15 protein-coding genes are annotated in these 19286 nt (G+C 68.2%); 10 read left to right on the top strand and 5 right to left on the bottom strand.

The genetic code is table 11. The features are described 5' to 3' along the window. Positions 1-183: 183 nt before the first annotated feature. Positions 184-3237 carry a lamin tail domain-containing protein gene (locus DKM19_RS51440; RefSeq protein ID WP_204358565.1) on the bottom strand — a complete coding sequence of 1018 codons (3054 nt, stop codon included), beginning with the start codon at positions 3235-3237 and terminating at the stop codon, positions 184-186. Between the two features lie 487 nt (positions 3238-3724). Between DKM19_RS51440 and DKM19_RS47865 the strand changes: the two genes are divergently transcribed. After that, complete coding sequence (locus DKM19_RS47865) at positions 3725-4480, top strand: IclR family transcriptional regulator (RefSeq protein WP_162642318.1); 756 nt, start codon at positions 3725-3727, stop codon at positions 4478-4480. Between the two features lie 369 nt (positions 4481-4849). On the opposite strand, the gene DKM19_RS47870 is transcribed toward DKM19_RS47865, so the two are convergent. Together DKM19_RS47870 and DKM19_RS47875 are read right to left on the bottom strand one after the other, a co-directional pair. After that, positions 4850-5764 (bottom strand): hypothetical protein, encoded by a 915-nt coding sequence (locus DKM19_RS47870; protein WP_204358566.1) that lies wholly within the window; start codon positions 5762-5764, stop codon positions 4850-4852. 83 nt (positions 5765-5847) lie between these two features. Then, a complete protein-coding gene (locus DKM19_RS47875) occupies positions 5848-6651 on the bottom strand; it encodes an SDR family NAD(P)-dependent oxidoreductase (protein ID WP_162642320.1) in 804 nt (267 codons plus the stop codon). Positions 6652-6942: 291 nt separating this feature from the next. Between DKM19_RS47875 and DKM19_RS47880 the strand changes: the two genes are divergently transcribed. The 9 genes from DKM19_RS47880 to DKM19_RS51445 all read left to right on the top strand — a co-directional run bounded on the left by DKM19_RS47880 (position 6943) and on the right by DKM19_RS51445 (position 17722). After that, positions 6943-8436: an aldehyde dehydrogenase family protein gene (locus tag DKM19_RS47880; RefSeq protein ID WP_110705183.1), complete on the top strand. Its 1494-nt coding sequence runs from the start codon at positions 6943-6945 to the stop codon at positions 8434-8436. Positions 8437-8458: 22 nt separating this feature from the next. After that, positions 8459-10039, top strand: coding sequence for a phytoene desaturase family protein (locus DKM19_RS47885; RefSeq protein ID WP_369990825.1), 1581 nt, complete (start codon positions 8459-8461; stop codon positions 10037-10039). A 78-nt stretch (positions 10040-10117) separates the two neighbouring features. Further along, positions 10118-11395 (top strand): alcohol dehydrogenase catalytic domain-containing protein, encoded by a 1278-nt coding sequence (locus tag DKM19_RS47890; RefSeq protein ID WP_110705185.1) that lies wholly within the window; start codon positions 10118-10120, stop codon positions 11393-11395. 6 nt (positions 11396-11401) lie between these two features. Continuing rightward, positions 11402-11575: a hypothetical protein gene (locus DKM19_RS50395; RefSeq protein ID WP_162642322.1), complete on the top strand. Its 174-nt coding sequence runs from the start codon at positions 11402-11404 to the stop codon at positions 11573-11575. Further along, complete coding sequence (locus tag DKM19_RS47895) at positions 11568-12278, top strand: hypothetical protein (RefSeq protein WP_110705186.1); 711 nt, start codon at positions 11568-11570, stop codon at positions 12276-12278. The genes DKM19_RS50395 and DKM19_RS47895 overlap by 8 nt, the downstream gene beginning before the upstream one ends. Further along, complete coding sequence (locus DKM19_RS47900) at positions 12279-13892, top strand: FAD-dependent oxidoreductase (protein WP_110705187.1); 1614 nt, start codon at positions 12279-12281, stop codon at positions 13890-13892. A 521-nt stretch (positions 13893-14413) separates the two neighbouring features. Beyond that, the gene (locus DKM19_RS47905; protein WP_162642324.1) at positions 14414-15772 is read left to right on the top strand and encodes an MFS transporter; all 1359 of its coding nucleotides are present in this window, start codon (positions 14414-14416) and stop codon (positions 15770-15772) included. Between the two features lie 43 nt (positions 15773-15815). After that, positions 15816-16994 (top strand): FAD-dependent monooxygenase, encoded by a 1179-nt coding sequence (locus tag DKM19_RS47910; protein WP_110705189.1) that lies wholly within the window; start codon positions 15816-15818, stop codon positions 16992-16994. 392 nt (positions 16995-17386) lie between these two features. Beyond that, positions 17387-17722 carry a hypothetical protein gene (locus DKM19_RS51445; protein WP_204358567.1) on the top strand — a complete coding sequence of 112 codons (336 nt, stop codon included), beginning with the start codon at positions 17387-17389 and terminating at the stop codon, positions 17720-17722. Positions 17723-17882: 160 nt separating this feature from the next. Here the strand turns inward: DKM19_RS51445 and DKM19_RS47915 are convergent, their stop codons facing one another. Both DKM19_RS47915 and DKM19_RS47920 read right to left on the bottom strand, forming a co-directional pair. Continuing rightward, on the bottom strand, positions 17883-18386 hold the full coding sequence (locus DKM19_RS47915) for a DinB family protein (protein WP_110705190.1): 504 nt from the start codon (positions 18384-18386) through the stop codon (positions 17883-17885). A 127-nt stretch (positions 18387-18513) separates the two neighbouring features. Then, positions 18514-18918, bottom strand: a complete 405-nt coding sequence (locus DKM19_RS47920) for a protein phosphatase (protein ID WP_204359275.1) — start codon at positions 18916-18918, stop codon at positions 18514-18516. Between the last annotated feature and the right edge of the window lie 368 nt (positions 18919-19286).

Here is a 19286-nt window from a genome sequence, read left to right on the forward strand (position 1 = left end):
TCACGTCACTCACCACCGGCACGATCCTCGATCGGCACCCGCGAGGTTCGGCATGCCCCCGTCCGTCGACCCCGTCGGTCCGTGAGCGGCGATGGCGCGGCGTGCGCCGACCACAGAAAGCCGACTGCGTAAAAAAGTAGGGCCGGCCAAGTCGGCCGGCCCTACCCGATCAGTCGACCGAGGTCACTTCCCGAACGTCTCGCATCGCTTGCCGACGTTGGTGTTGTTGCCACCACCGGCGTGCGCGGTGTCCGAGCCGGCACCGCAGTCGATGCCGTCGTTGCCGCTTACGGTCGTGACGGCGTCGTCGCCGCCGCCGGTGGTCACCGTGTTGTTGCCGCCGCCCGCATTGACCGTGTCGTCGCCGTCGCCGGTGGTGATCTGGTCGTTGCCCGAGCCGGTCACCACGGTGTTCGCGCCGCCGCCGACGCGGACCACGTTGTTGCCGCCGCCCGCGTCGATCCGGTCGTCGCCGCCGGTCGTGGTGATCTGGTCGTTGCCGCTGCCCGTCGTGACGCAGTCGCTGCCGCCGTTGCCGTTGACCGTGTCGTTGCCGCCTCGCCCGAGGACCAGGTCGTTGTCGCCGGTACCGGCGATCTGGTTGTTGCCGGTCGTGGCGACGATGACGTTCTGGATCGCGATGCCGGCGCACGCGGTCGCGGACATGCCGTCCGCGCGGACGCCGACGGTCCCGGTCCGCTGGATGCCGGTCAGCCCGGTGACCTTGCCGTTGGCGGACACCTCGGTGTAGGTGACCGAGGCGCCCTTGCCGACCGTCAGCGTGATCGGCGTGCCGTTCACGTTCACCGTGACGACCGCCTGCTCGCCGTCGACCGTCGTGACCGTACTGGTCTTCGCGGAGCCGGTGAGCTCGTAGGAGCCCTGTCCCAGCGCGATCGTCGCGCCGCTACCGGCCAGCTGGAACTGCGCGGGGGCGGAGCCGGCACCGGCGTTCACCCGTACGCCTGCGGGGTTGCGGACGTCGGAGACCGTGAGCGTGCGGCCCTTGCGGTTCAGAATCCTGCCCGACGTGGTACCGCCGGCGAGCGCGTCGGAGAACGTCTCGTTGGTCGGGTTGCCCGCCTGCGAGGTTCCCGGCGGGAACGTCACGTCCACGTCGTCGTTGACGCCGTCGTCGTCCGCGTCGAGGTCGAGCACCGTGCAGTTGAGCGTTCCGCTGCGCAGCGCGTGCCCGTCGGTGTTGCTGTCGTCGGACCAGAAGACGGGCTTGTGGCCGTCCACGCACTCCGACTGCGGTGCGATCGCGAACCCCTCGTTGTTGAGGTTGGGCATCGAGCTCGGCCGCTCGTACACGGTGGTGACGGCGAACTTCCCGCCGGCGTCGATGTCGAGGGTCGCGGTACGGCCGTTGCAGGTGTCGTCGCACGCCACCCAGAGGTGGTTGGTCTCGGGCTCGAATTCGAGGTCCATCACGCCGGGGAACCCGCTCGTGATCGTGGCGACCCGGGTGAATCCACCGCTGTTCTGGTCGAGCGCGTAGGCGTAGACGGTGCCGTTGGCTTCGAGGCCGACGAAGAACAGGCCGTCGCCGTGGCCCGGATAGGTGTCCGGCTTGTAGGCCGCGCCGGTGTGCTCGTCGAGGAAGCCGTGCGAGGTCAGGAACGAGTCGGGGATCCAGGAGATCGCCTCCAGCCCGCTGTTCGCGGCCACCGCCGGCAGGTCCGCGGTGAGGTTCCACTCCTTCGTGGCGGTGAGGCTGGTCGCCGTACCAAGCGGGTCGAAGCGCAGCACCTCGGGCCGGCTGACACCGCTGTTGCCGTTGTTGCGTTCGGTCGAGACGAACACGCCGCCGGCCGGACCGGCTCCGGTCAGGGTCACGCCCTCGGAGTCGAGATCGCCGGTGCCGTCCGGGTAGTGCAGCGCCTTGCCGGCGTTCCAGCCGTCGGTCGTGGCGGGTGCCCACTTGGTGCCGTTCCACTCCAGGCGGTACAGCGTGCCGGGACCGTTCTTCACCGCCCAGAGCACACCGGGCGTCGAGCCGCCGGATGCCTCGTAGGCCAGGCCGCTCATGTTGGTGCCGAACGTGTTGGCGTCGTCGGCGGTGGCCACCACTGCGCCGCCCGGCCAGGGCGAGGCGGGAACCTGACCGGGACACGCGTTCGCCGCGCCCTTGGTCGGTGTTGTGGTGGTCGCGAACGCGCCGGTGCCGTCGGGGCATCGGCCGTAGGTGGTGGCCGCGTGGGCGGTCCAGGTGTAGGAGTCGGCGAGGGCGGTGGCATCCGGCAGGAACAGGCGGGCGGAGTCCGCGCCGCCCAGGCCGAAGGCCGGGTCGACGTCGAGGGCCAGGTAGGCGCCGGCGGCCATCGTGCTTCCGGCGGCGATGGTGAAGGCGTGGGTGTCGTCGTTGTCCTTGAGGACCCAGCCGGACACGTCGACGGGGGTGGTGCCGGTGTTGAGGAGCTCGATCCAGTCGCCCGGCGTGCCGTCGTTGGACTCGACCTCATTGATCTTCACGACCGATGACGGAGTGCCGCAGTCGTTGGCCGCACCCTTGGTCGAGGTCGTGGTGGTGACGAATGCGCCGGAGCCGTCGGGGCATCGGCCGTAGGTGGTGGCCGCGTGGGCGGTCCAGCTGTAGGAGTCGACGACGGTGGTGGCATCCGGCAGGAACAGGCGGGCGGAATCCGCGCCGCCCAGGCCGAAGGCCGGATCGACGTCAAGGGCCAGGAAAGCACCGGCGGCCACCGTGGTACCCGCCGGGATCGTGAAGACATGTGTGTCGTCGTTGTCCTTGACGATCCAGCCGGACACATCGACGGGAGCCGCACCGGTGTTGACAAGTTCGACCCAGTCACCCGGCGTGCCGCCGTTGGACTCGACCTCATTGATCTTCACGGCAGGGGAGGGGGTGCCGCAGTCGTTGGCCGCGCCCTTGGTCGACGCCGTGACGGTCACAAACGCGCCGCTACCGTCCGGGCATCGGCCGTAGGTCGTCGCGGCGTGGGCGGTCCAGCTGTAGGTGTCGACAAGCGTGGTGGCGTCGGGCAGGAACAGGCGGGCGGAGTCGGCGCCGCCCAGGCCGAAGGCCGGGTCGACGTCGAGGGCCAGATAGGCACCGGCGGCCACCGTGGTACCCGCCGGGATGGTGAAGGCGTGGGTGTCGTCGTTGTCCTTGAGGACCCAGCCGGACACATCAACGGGGGTGGTGCCGGTGTTGAGGAGCTCGATCCAGTCACCGGGCGTACCGCCGTTGGACTCGACCTCATTGATCTTCACGGTGGACGGAACCGGGTCGTCCGCCGAGGCGGGCGTCACCGCGACGAGAAACGGGATAGCCGTCAGGGACGCGACTATCAATTTGATTGGCGCACGCCAATTCTTATGCAACGTTGATGTCCTCTTCGCAGGGCCCACAGCAGACAATGAGCAGTACTCGCCCAGAAGCTTCGGGCACTTCGGCAAATAGGGCACAAATGTTGGGCAAACAGTGGGTAGGTGTTCGCTGGTCCCGTGGAGGGGCATGCCGGAAGCCCGGCCGGTAGCGGTCGGGTGGGCTTCGACGGTGTGACCGGATCAGGGTGTCGGCCGGCGGCCGGCCGGGTTCACCACGACGACATTATGTGTTCTGCTAGGTGGGATAGGGTTCTGCAATGCTAGAATTGAGGCATATGGAACCGGCTCTCCCAGACGCTGGAGACACTGGTGCGCGGTGATGGCTACAGAACGGGCTGGTGACGCGATGGAGCATCCCGGATCCGAGGATGTGCCGAATTACCCCATCGGATCGGTGGACAACGCGCTGCGTCTGCTCCGACTCTTCGGCAGGCAGAAATCCGTCCGGGTGGCCGAGGCCGGCCGGGACATCGGAGTCGCCCGATCGACGGCACACCGATTGATGCAGATGCTGCAGTATCACGGCTTCGTAAGTCAAGATCCAGAATCGAAGGCTTATACGGCCGGGCCCGAGCTGATCGGCATGGCCGTGTCACTCGTGGGCGGATTGGACCTCCGCGTGGTCGCCCGTCCGATCATGGAGGACATGGTCCGGCAGCTCGGGGAGACGGTGCACATCAGCATCCTGCGCGGCTCTGACATCTTCTTCGTCGAGTCGATCGAGACGACAAAATCGTTGCGCGTCGGCTCACGGACGGGGATGGTCCTCCCCGCGCACGCCACGGCGTCGGGCAAGGTGCTTCTCGCCGGGCTGGAGCCGGACGAGGTCCGGCGCCTGCTACCCCAGACCAAGCTCGCTTCCCTGACGGGTCTGACCCTGACGAATCGGCGTGATCTCGAGGCGCATCTGGTGCGGGTCCGCGAGTTGGGATACGCGTCCAACTTCGGGGAGAGCGAGGACGAGGTGTGGTCGGTCGCGGTGCCCGTGCGAGGTGCGAGCGGAAATGTACGCGCTTCCCTGGCCATCTCGGCGCCACCGTCCCGGCTGGACAAGGACGCGGTGGCCGACATCGCCGGGGTGCTGAGGGAAGGCGCGGACAGAATCGGCGCGGTGCTTCCCGCCTGAGCGGTGCTTCCCGCTTAAACGGTGCCTCCGCCTAACCTAAGCGGTGCCTCCTGCCCAACTGCCGCGTTTCCCGCCTGAAGGACTTTCCGCCTCAAGGAATGGACCGCCGCCCCGGGTTGCCCGTGCCGGTTGGAGCATTCCCGTCGCCGGTGGTCAGGTCGTCGCTCGGCCCGATCCGTACCATGGCGACCTCCGGCTCCCCGGCCGGTCGCCCGCCTCCCCGGCCATCGGTCGTGGAACACCACACTCCGATGACACGGTTCCGCGGGTCACCAGGCCGGGGAGCTTCGCCTGAGCTCTCGCCGCCGTCATCCGAACGCTTCACGCCTCGCAGGTCCGTACCGCCTCGTCACCCGCGGACGGCCGAGCTCAGATCACGTGGGATTCGGCGATCGACGCGGGGAAGAGGTCGTCGGAGGTGAGCAGGCGCTCACAGACTCCCTGCTCGTGGGCGTAACGGAGGAACGCCTCAAGGGTCGTGCGGTTGGGCGCCGTTCCGTACGGCCACAGATCCCGACCGAAGACCTTCTCCGCCAGGCGGGCGCGGTCCGGTCCCCAGGGCAGGGGGAAGTGCGGCGCGGTCGGGCTGAGCAGCCTGGCCAGACTCCGGTCCTTGGCGGTGGTGAACGCCGTGACAAGGTTCTGGGCCACCCACGGATAGCGCTCGTGCACCTCGCGACGCAGCACCACCAGGTGCATGATCGGGAAGATGCCGGTCCTCAGGTAGTACTCTTCCTCGACCGCGGGGCCGTCGCGGAAAAGCTGGACGATGCGCCCCGAGCGATCCTCGAACGCGGTGGGCGGGTGGGGCACCATGATCGCGTCCAGCTCGCCGTCGAGCAGCAGCCGGTTCAGCGACCGTTGCCGTTCGGGCCGGACCGTGATGCCGTCGGGCAGTCCGACGGGCAGCGTCTCGATGCGTCCGGGCTCGTTGATCCCGCCCTGTACCCAGGTGACGCCGGTCAGGTCCACGCCGAACTCGTGCTGCAGGAGTGCTCGCTGGTAGACGGTCGCGGTCACCGTCCATTCCGGGATGCCGATCCGCGCCCCGGCGAGCTTGGCCGGATCATCCACGGGGCCGTCGGCGCGGACGAAGATGCCGGAGTGCCGGAACGAACGGGACGGGAACACCGGCAGCCCGACGAGGGAGTCGTCGCCGCGGGCGCGCAGTGAGCAGTACTTGCCCAGCGACATCTCCGAGATGTCCCATTCCCTGAACTTGGTGAACCTGAAGAAGATCTCCTCGACCTCAAGAAGAAGGCAGGTCAGGTCGACGCCGTTCACCGGCACAGATCCTGACACCAGATCGCGGACCTGGTCGGAGTCATTGATCGCAAGGGTGAGATGCACGTTCGATCGAGACGAGCTCACAGGAAATTCATCCCTCCGTCGATGACGATGCTCTGTCCCGTGATCGTGCGCGCGGCGTCGGACGCGAGGAAAACCGCCGTACCGGCGATGTCGGCCGACTGCAGGCGCCGGTGCAGAGCCTGGCCGGCGATGATCTGCTCGGCCTGGCCGGGTTTGACGGAGTCGCGGGGGATGCCGGTGTCCACCGAGCCGGGCATCAGGGCGTTGACGGTGACGTCCGCGGCGCCCAGCTCTCGCGCCAGCGATCGTGTCAGGCCCACCACGCCTGCCTTGGACGCCACGTAGTGCAGGTAGTTCGGCCGCCCCTGGAGCACGGCCGCCGAGGAGACGTTGATGATGCTGCCGCTGCGCTGGGTCCGCAGGTGGGCGCCGACCGTACGGCAGCAGAGGAACACGCCGGTCAGGTTGACGTCGACGACCTGCCGCCACTCCGCCGGGCTGATCTCGTCGAAGGGCTTCATCACGATGGTCGAGAAGATCGCGGCGTTGTTCACCAGGGTGTCGACCCGCCCGTAGGTCTCGAGCGTCAGGCGGAGCAACGTGTCGACGCTCTGTTCGTCGGCGACGTCGACGGTCACCGCCATGGCGTCGTGACCGTCCTTGCGCAGCTCGGCCGCGGTGGATTCGGCGCCGTCGGTGTCGCGGTCGGCGACGACGACGCGGGACCCGGACTCGGCGAAGGCGCGTGCGAAGGTACGGCCGATGCCCTGGGCCGCGCCGGTGATGATGCCGACCTTGCCGGCCGGGTCGGGCCCGGACGCTGTTCGGGCATTTCGGGCATGGAGAGCAGACTGCTCCATAGAGTCCACCAGATGTCTCCTATCTCTTTTTAACTCGCCGCCGCACAGTGGGTCGATTTGACCCCAAATGGTCAAGAAAGGGATGCCTTGACGGTGGGCGACACGCGTGCTTAACATCCATGGTGTTCTGCATGACGGTCTACCGTTCTCCACCGTAGAACGCAAGACTTCAGGGAAAACACGTCGCCGGATCAGTGGTCAGGCCGGGCCCGCAACGGCCCGCGTTCCCGCTGGTCCGACGCGATGCCCAGGACACCTCGGCTGATCGTGAGTGGGAGGAGCGAGACGCGGATGATGAGACCACCCGACGCCACAGCTGTCGTCGACCGGGAATGGTTCATGATCATCGATGGCCGGCCGGTCGGCGCCGTCGACGGAGGCAGGCTGGAGGTCGTCAACCCGGCCACCGGCCAGGTCGTCGCGACGATTCCGGCGGCCACGGAGGCGGATGTCGACGCGGCCGTCGCGGCGGCGAAAAACGCGTTCGACGGGTGGAGGCGCACTCCGGCCGTCGTGCGGGCTCGCCTGCTCAACGAGATAGCCGACGCGGTCGAGACGCACGGCGAGGAACTCGCCCGGATCGACGCGATCGACAACGGCACGCCGATCAGCATGTTGCGCAACGACATCCGCCTCGCGACCACCCAGCTGCGCTACTTCGCAGGGCTGGCGCTTGAGCTGCGCGGACAGTCGATCCCCCCGCCCGCGGGCGGGCTGAACTACACCGTGCACGAACCCTTCGGCGTCGTCGGGCGGATCGTGCCCTTCAACCATCCGATGATGTTCGCCGCGACGAAGATCGCCGCACCGCTCGTCGCCGGCAACACGGTGGTCCTCAAGCCCTCCGAGCACACGTCGCTGTCGGCACTGCGCATCGGTGAGCTGTGCGCCGAGATCCTGCCGCCCGGTGTGGTGAACGTGGTCACCGGGCTCGGCGCCACCGTCGGCGCGCGCCTGACGACGCATCCCGACGTCACCAGGATCGCCTTCACGGGCAGCGTCCAGACCGGACTGGGCATTCAGCGGCAGGCCGCCACCGAACGCGTGAAGACGGTGACGCTGGAGCTGGGCGGCAAGAACCCGCTGCTGGTCTTCCCCGACGCGGACCTCGACGCGGCCGTCGCCGGGGCGATCCGCGGGATGAACTTCACCTGGCAGGGGCAGAGCTGCGGATCGACCTCACGGGTGTACGTGCACCGCAGCCTGTGGGACGAGTTTCTCGACCGGTTGAAGGTGGGGGTCGAGAAGCTTCAGATCGGCGACCCGCAGAACGACGAAACCGACGTGGGCGCCATCGTGTGCAGGTCGCAGTACGACCGGGTCGTCCGTTTCATCGAGGCGGGGACCGCCGACCCGCGAGCGCGCCTGATCGCGGGCGGCGACGTCGAAGGCCCCGATGCCGGCCTCTTCGTACGCCCGACCGTCTTCGCCTTCGACGAGGGCGACTGCGACTCGCCGCTGCTGAACGAGGAGATCTTCGGCCCGGTGCTGTCGGTCCTGCCGTTCGACGAGTACGACGAGGTGATCGCCCGCGCGAACCGGCTCCCGCTGGGGTTGACGGCCAGCGTGTGGACCACGGACCTGAGCACGGCCATGCGGGCGACCCGGGATCTGGAAGCCGGCTACGTCTGGGTCAACACGAGCTCGATCCACATCCCGGGCGCGCCGTTCGGCGGATTCAAGAACAGCGGCGTGGGTCGTGAGGAAGGGGTCGAGGAGCTCTACTCCTACACCCAGCAGAAGAACGTCTACATCCAGTTTGAGCTAGGGGGCGGTTCCCATTAACGGTGAGTATGACGGAATCATCATCGGGTCCGGCCAGCACGGCCTGGTCCTTGGCAGCTACCTGTCGAAGCTTGGGCTCAAGATCGCGGTTCTGGAACGGCGCATGATGTTCGGTGGCGGCTTGAGCACCATCGAGCCCGGGCCGCCCGGGTTCTACCAGAATCCGCACTCCATCAATCATTTCAACATCACCGAGACGCCGTGGTACCGCGACCTCGGTCTGGCGGCGACAGTACGGTATGAGACGCCGCGTTTCGACTTCGCCCAGCCGCACGCCGACGGCACGTCGCTGGTCTTCTCCCGTGATGTCGACGAGACGTGCGCGTCGATCGGCCGGTTCTCGCAGCGCGACGCCAAGACGTTCCGTGAGTGGAACCGCCGCGCCGACGCCATCAGTGATTCGATCTTCCTGGCCGAGCGGTACTCCGAGCCCCTCGACGAGGACGAGCGCAACGAGCTGCTCTCGGGCACCGCCGTCGGGCGCGACTTCCTTGACATCATCGAACGGCAGCCGCTGGACCTGATGAACGAGCTGTTCGAGAACGAGCGCGTGAAGCTGCTGATGCTCTTCAAGCTCTCGATTTTCGGCACCGTCCTCTACGACGCGGTGAGCCAGCGCAGCCCGATGGGAGCGGCGATCCGCGGCTTCGACCTCGCCGCCGGTTACCAGGTGTGCGTCGGCGGAAGCTGGAACCTGGCACGCGGGCTGATGGAGAGCTTCATCCGGGCCGGTGGCACCTTCATCAACCACGCCGAGGTGGAGCGCATCGTCGTCGACGGCAACAGGGCGACCGGTGTCGACCTGGTCGACGGGCGCAGCCTCACCGCACGGCGGTTCGTGGCGAGCACCCTCGACGTCCCGCAGACCTTCACCAGGCTCGTCGGCCCGGACCAGCTGCCGGTGGCGTACCGGGAGAAGGTCGAGAAGTTCAAGCAGACGGCCTGGACGCTGTTCGGCGTGCACCTCGCACTGCGTGAGGCGCCCGACTACCTCGGCTCGGACTTCGATCCGAACGTGAACAAGGCGCTCAAGTACAACGTCGGGTGCGAGAGCATCGAGGAGCTGTTCGCGCTGCACGACGAGGTGGCCGCGGGCAAGGTCCCCGAGCACATCTCATTCGGCACCGGGCACATCACGCAGTTCGACCCGTCGCAGGCCCCGCCCGGGCACCACACCGCGTACGCCTGGCACGTGATGCCGTTCGCACCCGGCGGCAGTCCGGAGAACATCGAGCCGGTCAAGGCGGAGTTCACCGAGCGCGTTCTCGACAAGTGGCGCGAGTACGCGCCGAACATGACCCGCGACAACATCCTGCATGCCTGGACCCACACGGCGAACGACTACAGCCGCCAGCTGATCAACATGACGCGGGGCGACATCTTCATGGGGTCCTTCGCGGGCGAGCAGAGCATGTGGAACCACTTCGGCTACCGGACCCCCATCGACGGCCTGTACATGGCCGGGTCGCCCACGCATCCGGGCGGTGCGATCTCGGGGGGCGCGGGCTACATCGTCTCGCGGATCATCGCGGAAGACCTCGGGCTCGCTCCGTGGTGGGAGCCGGTCGACGTCCGGGCCGCGCTGAAGAACGCGGCGAGCTGACCCCGAGGCAAGGAAGTAACCGGCCGCGGTCACGGCCGGGCAGGTGCTCGAACCGGTGGGAACCAAGGAAGGCTGTATATGACGGACCAATCAATCAATCCAGAGGCCACGGTCGGATACCCCGGCAACCAGTCCGGTGAGTTCAAGGGCTGGGTGCGGTACCAGGACTGGTTCGAGATCCGGGGCCTCCGGCTGCGGCCGAGGCGACCGACCGACGTGGTGATCCGCAACCTCGCGGCACAGGCCTGCTACACGCTCGTGCCGAACGTCGCGGACCTGTCCACCACCCACCACGACAAGGCCAGGAGCCCGGGCCACGGTGCCATGGGGGTCGTCGTCGAGGTCGGGTCCCAGGTCCGGCGGGTCAAGGTCGGCGACCGGGTCGTGACGCCGGTGCTGCCGAGCTGCGGTACGTGCTACAGCTGCGTGCGCGGCGAGTGGCACGCCTGCGGCCACAAGAACGACCTGGACTTCGCCACGCAGGAGGCCCCGCCGTTCGCGGAGCTGGAGGACGGCACGCCGGTGTGGCAGGACCACACGGGTGGCTTCGCGGAGCTGGCGGTCTGCGACGAGTCCTGGGTCGTGCCGGTGTTCGACTCCCCGCTGTCCAACGTCGAGCTCGCCTCGCTCGCCTGTGTTCCGGGGCCCGGCTGGAGCTTCGCGCTCTTCGGCATGCCGGTGGAGATCGCCTCGAAGGTCGCCGTGCTCGGCTGCGGCGCGCTCGGCCTCTCCATCATCCAGGCCGCCAAGATGATGGGCGCCCAGCTGATCATCGCGGTCGAGCGCATCCCGCACCGGATGGAGGCCGCCAAGCGCGCGGGGGCGCACATCGTCCTCGACGCCGACGAGTACGGCGCCGACGTGGTCAAGAAGATCCAGGAGCTGTGCGGTCCGGACACGCCGAACATGGCGGCCGGCGGGAAGCCGTCCGTGGGCTTCTACCACGGGCGCGGCGCCGACCACATCTACGAGGCCGCGGGCAAGACGATCGGAGACCCCACGACGGGCAAGCCGGCCGACACCACCGGATCGGCGGCCCTGGGCTACGGCTACCAGGCCACCCGGCGAGGCGGGACGTTCGTGCACACCGGCTGGATCGAGCGGACCAACGACCCGCAGTGGTGGCCGGGCTCGCCGGGCCCCTTCGACTACGAGGGCAAGAAGTATCTCTCCGCGTCGTACGGCGGCGCCAACGTCCTCCGGGACATCCCGCGCCTGGCCAAGCTCATCGAGATGGGATACCTCGACGCGAAGTCGCTCTGCGATCCGGTCATGCCCTTCGAGAAGGGAGACCAGGCGCTGTGGCACTCGCTGAACAGGGACAGCATGCTTCCGATCATCACCTACGACGAGTGAACCGCGATGACGCACGTACGACAGCGGGTCCCCGGCACGAGCGCGACGACGCACGTACGGCAGCGAGCCTCCGGCACGAGCGCGACGACGCACGTCCGGCAGCCGGTCTCCGGCACGAGCGCGACGACGCACGTACGGCGGCGGGCCTCCGGCACGAGCATGGACGCCACCGATGATTGAGATCGACTACACGGTCGAGATCGCCGCCCCGATCGACGAGGTGTGGACCTACCTCTGGAACATTCCGAACTGGGCGCATCTGATGATCGGATTCCAGACGGTCAAGGTGGTCGACGAGCAGCACTCCGTCTGGACGCTCAAGGGCGACGTCGGCGTGCTCAGCCGCGAGGTCGACCTCGAAGTGATCATCGATGAGTGGGAGCCCAGGAGTTTCCTGAACTTCACGGTCAACGGGCTGACCGAGCAGATCGCGGGCAGCGGCACGTTCGGGATCGGCGAGGTGACGGACGGAGACGCGCCCGCTCAGGCCGCTCCGTCCGGGCCGGGCGGTTCCGCGTCCGGTCCGTCCGGGCCGGGTGGCTCCGCGTCCGCTCCGGCGGGGACGGGCGCGTCCCCGGCCGGCGAGTCGTGGCGCCGGCGACTCAGCCGGCGCTGGGCGGAGTTCGTGTTCAGAGTGATCACCAAGTCGGCGAGAAAACAGGCCGGTCAGCCTACGCGGAACGCGTCGACCGGCACCCCGAACACCGCTCCCGCGGGTGCGTCCGGGAGTGGCCCGAGGTCCAGGCTCACCTTCCACCTCGAAGTGAGCCCGGGCGGGCCGATGGCGCCCATGATCGAGTTGCTGATGTCACCTCTACTCGAACCGGCAGCGAAGGACTTGGCGGTCGGGATCCGTACGGAGCTGGAAGGACGGGAACAATAAATGACCGAAGAGAACGACGCGGTCATCATCGGCTCAGGGGCGGCCGGCCTGACGGCGGCCCTGTCGGCGGCCTCCCTGGGGCTGCGTGTCACGCTGCTGGAGAAGGCCCCGGTGTTCGGCGGCACGACCGCCGTCTCCGGCGGCTCGGTGTGGGCGCCGAACAGCAAGTATCCGGAGCAGGGAAGCCGGCCCGACAGTCGCGAGGACGCGCTGACGTATGTGCGGGCGCTGGCCCTGGGCCGGGTGGACGATCGCCTCATCGAGACGTTCGTCGACACCATCAACCCGACGCTGGACTTCCTGGAGAAGGAAACGGCGATCGAGTTCTCCGCCAACCCCCACCACCCCGACTACCAGCCGCACCTTCCGGGGGCCCGGGAGGGCGGCCGCACGCTGCAGGTCGGCATCTACGACACCAATCTCCTCGGCGAACGCGCCGGCCAGCTGCGCAAGGGGCACAGCTCGGTTCCGATCACCCGGCTGGAGGGCGACGCCTGGGGGATGGAACGGCCCGAACGCTGGGACTGGAAGCTCCTCGCCGAGCGCGTCGCGAGCGGCCTGGTGGGCATGGGCGCCTCCCTGGTCGGCACGTTGCTCGACGCCTGCCTGAAGAAGGGCGTGCAGGCGGTGGTCAACGCCCGCGCCGTCGAACTCGACCGCGACCCGCAGGGCCGGGTGGTCGGCGTGTACGCGGAGGTGGACGGCGAGCGACGGCTGTTCCGGGCCACCAAGGGGGTCATCCTGGCCTCCGGCGGCTTCGAGTGGAACAAGGAGCTGGTCGACAACTTCCTCGGGGTGCCGTGCGACGCGCCCGCGAGCCCTCCGGCGAACGAGGGCGACGGTCTGAACATGGCGATGGCCGTCGGCGCCGCGCTCGGCAACATGAGCGAGGCCTGGTGGGGCCCCATGATCGCCGCATCGGGAGACAGCTACGACGGTGCGCCGCTGTACCGCCCGACAAGCGGTCTGCGCACGCTTCCCGGCGGGATCATCGTCAACCGCAAGGGCCGCCGGTTCCTTGACGAGGCCATGAACTACAACGACTTCGGCAAGATGCTCGCGGCGTTCGACTCGCACGACTACGAGTACGCGAACCTCCCGTGCTGGCTGGTCTTCGACGAGCGCTTCCGCCAGTCGTACCCGATCGCGACGGTCACCCCGGGAACCCCGACGCCGCACTGGATGCTCACCGCGCCCACCCTCGCCGAGCTCGCCGAGGCGGCGGGAATCGACCCGGCCGGTCTCGGAGCGCAGGTCGAGGAGTTCAACGGGCACGCGGCGAACGGCGTGGATCCGGTCTTCCACCGCGGCGAATCGGTCTACGACCTCTACCGCGGCGATCCGGAGGTGACGCCGAACCGCAACCTGAGGCCGCTCGAATCGGGTCCGTACTACGCGGTCCAGCTCCACCTGGGCGCCCTGGGCACGAAGGGCGGCCCGCTCACCGACACGGAGGGCGCCGTCCTCGACACCCACGGAGCCCGGATCCCCGGACTCTACGCGTGCGGGAACGTCGCCTCCAGCCCGTTCGGCCCGGGATACCCCGGGGCGGGGGCGACGCTCGCCGCGGGGATGGTCTTCGGCTACCTGAGCGGTCAGGCCCTGGCCGTCTGATCCGCTGACCACTGTCCGAGCGGTCAGACGCCGATCGTCTGATTCGCCGACCACCACCTGAGCGGTCGGGCTCCGGCCGTCTCACTGCCTGAGCCCATCCGAGCCGCGAGATCCCGCGGGTTCCCGAGCGCGGGCGGACCGTCGAGTCCGCCGGGCCAACGCGTTCCGGAACCCGCGGGCTCGCCGGAAAACCGACCAACACCGACCAACACCGATCAACACCGATCAACACCGACCAACAGGGCCTGGCTTTTCCGAGGCCACTTCACGTGAACCTCCTCCAGTCCGGTTCGCGAACTCACCGGGGGACCGACGGGCGGTTTGGCCTGCCCGAATTTCGCACCGGAGACCTTTGGGGCGGCGGTTCACAACATGCTCAGGACCTGCTCGTGAGAATCGATGGAAAAGGTTCGGCGGAGAGACAAGGTGCGCTATTGAGAACGCGCGTTCAATGAACGCGTCCGTATAACGCGGTTTCGGGGGACGATCGCTGTCAAGTCTGGATGACCAGGAGAAACGGCATGCAAAATCCAACCGACGACCACGTTATCCAAACGACGAAACCGCGCCCGAGAACGGTCGCGGCACTGGTGCTCGGTCATTTCATCGAAGTATACGACACGGCTCTTTACGGGCTCTTCGTGGCGCCCATCGCCACGGCTTTCTTCCCCGCCGGAAACGCGGACGCGGCACTCATCGCCACGCTCGCCGTCTTCGGTGTCTCCTTTCTCTCCAAGTCGGCCGGAGGCCTGTTCTTCGGGGTTCTGGCCGATCGGGTCGGACGGCGTAACTCGCTGATGGTCTCGATCCTGCTCGTCGGAGGGTCGACCGCCGCCATCGGTCTCATTCCCACCTACGAGACGGCGGCGCTGCTCTCCCCGATCCTGCTCGTCGTCTGTCGGCTTCTGCAGGGCTTCGCCTCGGGTGGCGAGGCGACGGTGGCCCCGGTGTTCCTGGGAGAGTACGCCTCCCGGAAGCGCCGAGGATTCATCACCTCGTTCGTCGCCGCCGCGGGCAACCTGGGCACCCTGGTGGCCGCCGCCACCGGTGTGATCGTCGGCCTGAGCGTGAACGAGAGCGCGTTCAACGACTACGGATGGCGGTTCGCATTCTTGATCGCCGCGCCGTTGGCTCTCTTCGCCCTCTACCTCCGCTACGGCCTCGAAGAGCCGGTGACGTACCAGAAGGCGCGATCGCGGGTGAAGTCCGCGCCGATCAGGACGGCCCTGCGGCACTGGCGAATGATCCTGCGGGTGAGCTGTCTCGGCGCCCTGGGAACCACGTTCTACATCATGTTCGTGTACTACCCGACCTATCTCGTCAAGGAGACCGGGCTTTCCGCGAGCGACTCCCGAATAGTGCCGCTGATCCTGATCTCGCTGCTCGTGGTGTTCAATCCGCTGGTCGGGATGCTCGGTGACCGCTACGGCCGGAAGCTTCCGCTCCTGCTGGGCGGGCTCGCGTCGGTGCTTTTCGTCCTGCCGGGCTTTCTCGTCGCGCAGAGCGGCGGTTTTCTCGCGGCCGTGCTCGGCGGCGTGCTCATCCTGATCAGCGTCCCCCTGTGCCTCGGGTCGATCCACGCCATTTCGATGGAGTTCTATCCCACCGAGGTGCGGGCGACGGCGGCCGGAATCGCGGGGACCCTCGGCACGTTCGTCTTCGCCGGTCTGCCACCGGTCATCGTCAACGTGCTGACCACGACGTACGACATGCCGCTGGCCCCGGCATTCGTGATCGTCGGAACGGCCGTGATCGGGCTGCTCGCGGCCTGGGGTCTGCCCGACACCCGCAAGATCGACCTGGAGACCGTGGGGCTCTCGCCCGCCGACACACCGGCGGAGAGCCCGCGGGCCGGAGTACCCGGCCGGGTCGCACCGTGACGGCCGCGAAGGCCACCTGAATGAACAACAAAGGAGGAATTCCGTGAGCGACGGGGAGATTCTGGTCATCGGTGGCGGTATCGGAGGACTCACCGCCGCCCTGGCCATCGCTCGGTCGGGACGTGCCGTACGCGTGCTGGAGCGCGCGCCCGAGTTCGCCGAGATCGGCGCGGGCCTGCAACTGGCGCCGAACGCGACCCGGCTGCTGGACCGGCTGGGCGTGCTCGACGCGTGCGTCGAGGCCGGGGTCCTGCCCGAGCGCCTGGTCTTCAACGACGCGCTCACCGGTGCGCGGCTCACCCACCTCGACCTCGGTGAGGACTTCCGCCGGCGTTACGGGGGCCCGTACGTGGTCATGCACCGCAGCGACCTGCTCAGGATCCTCGTCGAGGCCTGCCGCACCCACGGCGTCGCCCTGGAGAACGAAAGGGAGGTCGACGAGGTCACCACGGAGCCCGGCGGTGTGACCGTCACCTGTGCGGACGGATCGCACCACACCGGCGTGCTGGCCGTGGCGGCCGACGGCCTGCGGTCGGGCGTACGCGGCCGGCTGTCGGACGACCAACCGATCGACTCGGGATACGTGGCCTATCGTGGCACGATCCCGATGGACGAGGTCACCGGCCCGATCTCGCTCTCCGAGGTCGTCGTCTGGTTCGGTCCCGGACTGCACCTGGTGCAGTACCCGTTGCGTTCCGGCCGGCTGCTCAACCAGGTCGCGGTGTTCCGCAGCCCGGGGTTCGCGGCCGGTGATCCCGACTGGGGCAACCCGGACGAGCTCGACGCGGCGTTCTCGGTCACGTGCGAGCCCGTCCGCATGGCGCTGCCGTCCCTGTGGCGTAACAACCGCTGGCCGATGTACGACCGCGAGCCATTGGACAACTGGCTGACCGGGCGCACGGTCCTGCTCGGCGACGCCGCTCATCCGATGCTGCAGTATCTCGCCCAGGGCGCGTGTCAGGCGATCGAGGACGGAGTGTCGCTCGCCGACTCGCTGGACCGGCATCTGACGGACGCCGTCCCGGACGCCGTCTCCGTGGACAAGGCACTGCACGCCTACCAGGACGAGCGCATTCCGCGCACCTCCCACATCCAGCGGACAGCCCGAATCTGGGGTGACATGTGGCATATCGACGGCGTAGGAGCGCTGTTGCGCAACGAGGTGTTCACCGGGCGGGCCGTGGATGACTACCGGCATGTCGACCCGATCTATGGCGCATGACCTTACTGACGTGAACGGGGCCCTCTCTCGAATTTACCATTTCGGGGGAGGGCTTTTTTTGATTCCTGGAGCGGTTGTCGTGGCACAGCCGTGGCACACGTTGAAATGATAACGCTCCCCGGATGCCCGGACTTTGCGGTAAATACCTCGGGAGAGCTGACCCGAGGGCTGAATTTCGGGGTTTTTCGGTGGCCCCTTACGCGCACGTACGTGAGGGACGTCGTATCCAAGAAGAACTGACCGGTGCAGTAAGCGGCATCCCAGTTCAGATGAACACGCCCGGATGCTGCCAAGCTTGGGTTCTCTCACTTCGAGTCGTCATATTGAGCGTGCATTAACGGGAGGGTGGCCCGCAGCAGGCGGGACATCTCTGCTCAAAGGAGAGAATCGTAATGAAGCGCACCACAATCGCCGCCGGACTGATCGCTTTCGGCGCCATCCTGGCCGCGCCGGCACTGGCCGCAGCTCCGGCTCAGGCAGCGGCGATCCCCTCTGACCCCTGCTTCGGCGGCGGGTTCGGCGGCTTCGGCGGCGGCGGGTTCGGCGGGTTCGGCGGCGGCGGCTTCGGCGGCTTCGGGGGCGGCGGCTTCGGCGGCGGCAACTACGGCAACCTCAGCGCCGGCAGCGGGTTCGGCCACGGCATCGCCCAGGCGAACGGCAACCTCATCGGCCTCAACGCCCTCAACAACGTCGGCCTCGGCCTTCTCAGCAGCGCCAACGGCTTCTAAGGACGATGGAAGGCGGGCAGGGCGGCGAAGGACGTCACGGTAGACGCCTGCGTCACCCCGATTCACGTCCTGCCCGGCGGACACGACGCCCCCACCCCGATTCACGTTCTGCCCGGCGGACGCGACGCCCCACCCGGCGAGCAGATGGGGGCGTACGACGCTATTCGCCGGTAACGCCGTCGATCCGCTCGCGCAGCAGGTCGGCGTGACCGTTGTGCCGGGCATACTCCTCGATCATGTGGACGAGGATCCAGCGATGGGAGCAGTCCTGCCCGTGGCGCTGCCGCTTTCCGACGGCGTCCAGAGACACCTCCGCCGAGAGCCTGCGGGCATGCTCGATCTCCGCCTGCCAGGTGGAGAGGGCCTCCTGGGCGGAGGCGGTGTCCACGTCGTTGAACTGGGCGTCGGGGTCGTCGGTCCTGTAGAGGAGGGGGACGTCCTCATCGTTCAGCACGTGGCGGAACCAGGCGCGCTCCACGTGCGCCATGTGACGGACCAGGCCGAGCAGAGACATGGTCGACGGCGGCACGGAGCGCTCGCGGAGCCGCTCCTCGGAGAGCCCCGCGCACTTGACCGCCAGGGTCTCGCGGTGCCAGTCGAGCCAGCTGTTCAGCATGGCGCGCTCGTCGCCGATGAAGGGAGGGGGAACGCGGTTGTCGGTCACAGCCCACGATTCTCCCACCCGCGAAGTATCGCCTGGTCATGACCGATGATCCGTTGAAGTCGCCGCGCCGGCGTCCGTGACCGGGAAGGTTCGCCGGGTCGGCGCGATGACGGGAAGCGGCGAGTCACTACCGGAAACGGGTGACGAAGCGACGTTGCCAGGGCGTCTCCACGGCGCGTGACGCATAGTGTTTCCGGACATAGGCGACCGCCTCGCGGCTCGGCACCCCGTCCAGTACGGCGAGGCAGGCCAGCGCGGTGCCGGTCCGTCCGCGCCCGCCGGCGCAGGCGATCTCGACGCGCTCGGTTTCCGCACGTGCCCATGCCTCGTGCAGCGCCTCCCCGGCGGCGGCGCGGTCGGAGGGCAACCAGAAGTCCGGCCAGCGCAGCCAGCGGGCCTCCCATGCGACGAGGGGGGGTTCGTGGCCCAGCAGATGCAGGGCGAAGGTGGGCGCCGGGCCTTCCGGCAGGGGACGGCGGAGTCCCCGGCCGCGAACGAGCCGGCCCGAGGGCAGTCGTAGCACGCCCGCCATCGCGGGGTCCCAGGAAACGATCACAGAGCGAGCGTAGTCCTCCGGCCCCGCCCGTTGCGCCGACCGGGATCGGGCACATGCGCCGGGCTGGATGATCAGACGGCTGCCGGTGACCGGTCGCCCCAGCCTGAGGGCCTGAACCGCATCGCCTCATCCACGATCAGTAGTGATCAGGGCCGCTCGAAGAACTTCCACCCGAGGAGAATCTTCCGGCGCCCGGGCGCCGGAACGGCGTCACGCTCGCCCGCAGGCGCTGACCTCGCCCCTTCTTCCGTCGCCGGCACCCCGGCTGCTACCGGGCCGGATGCGCGGCATCGGCACCGTGGTCGCGGTGACCGCCGTGACGCCGGAGCGCCAGGGGCTGGGAT

Origin of the sequence: Streptosporangium sp. 'caverna' (assembly GCF_003203775.1) — a bacterium.
Lineage (GTDB): Bacteria > Actinomycetota > Actinomycetes > Streptosporangiales > Streptosporangiaceae > Streptosporangium > Streptosporangium subroseum.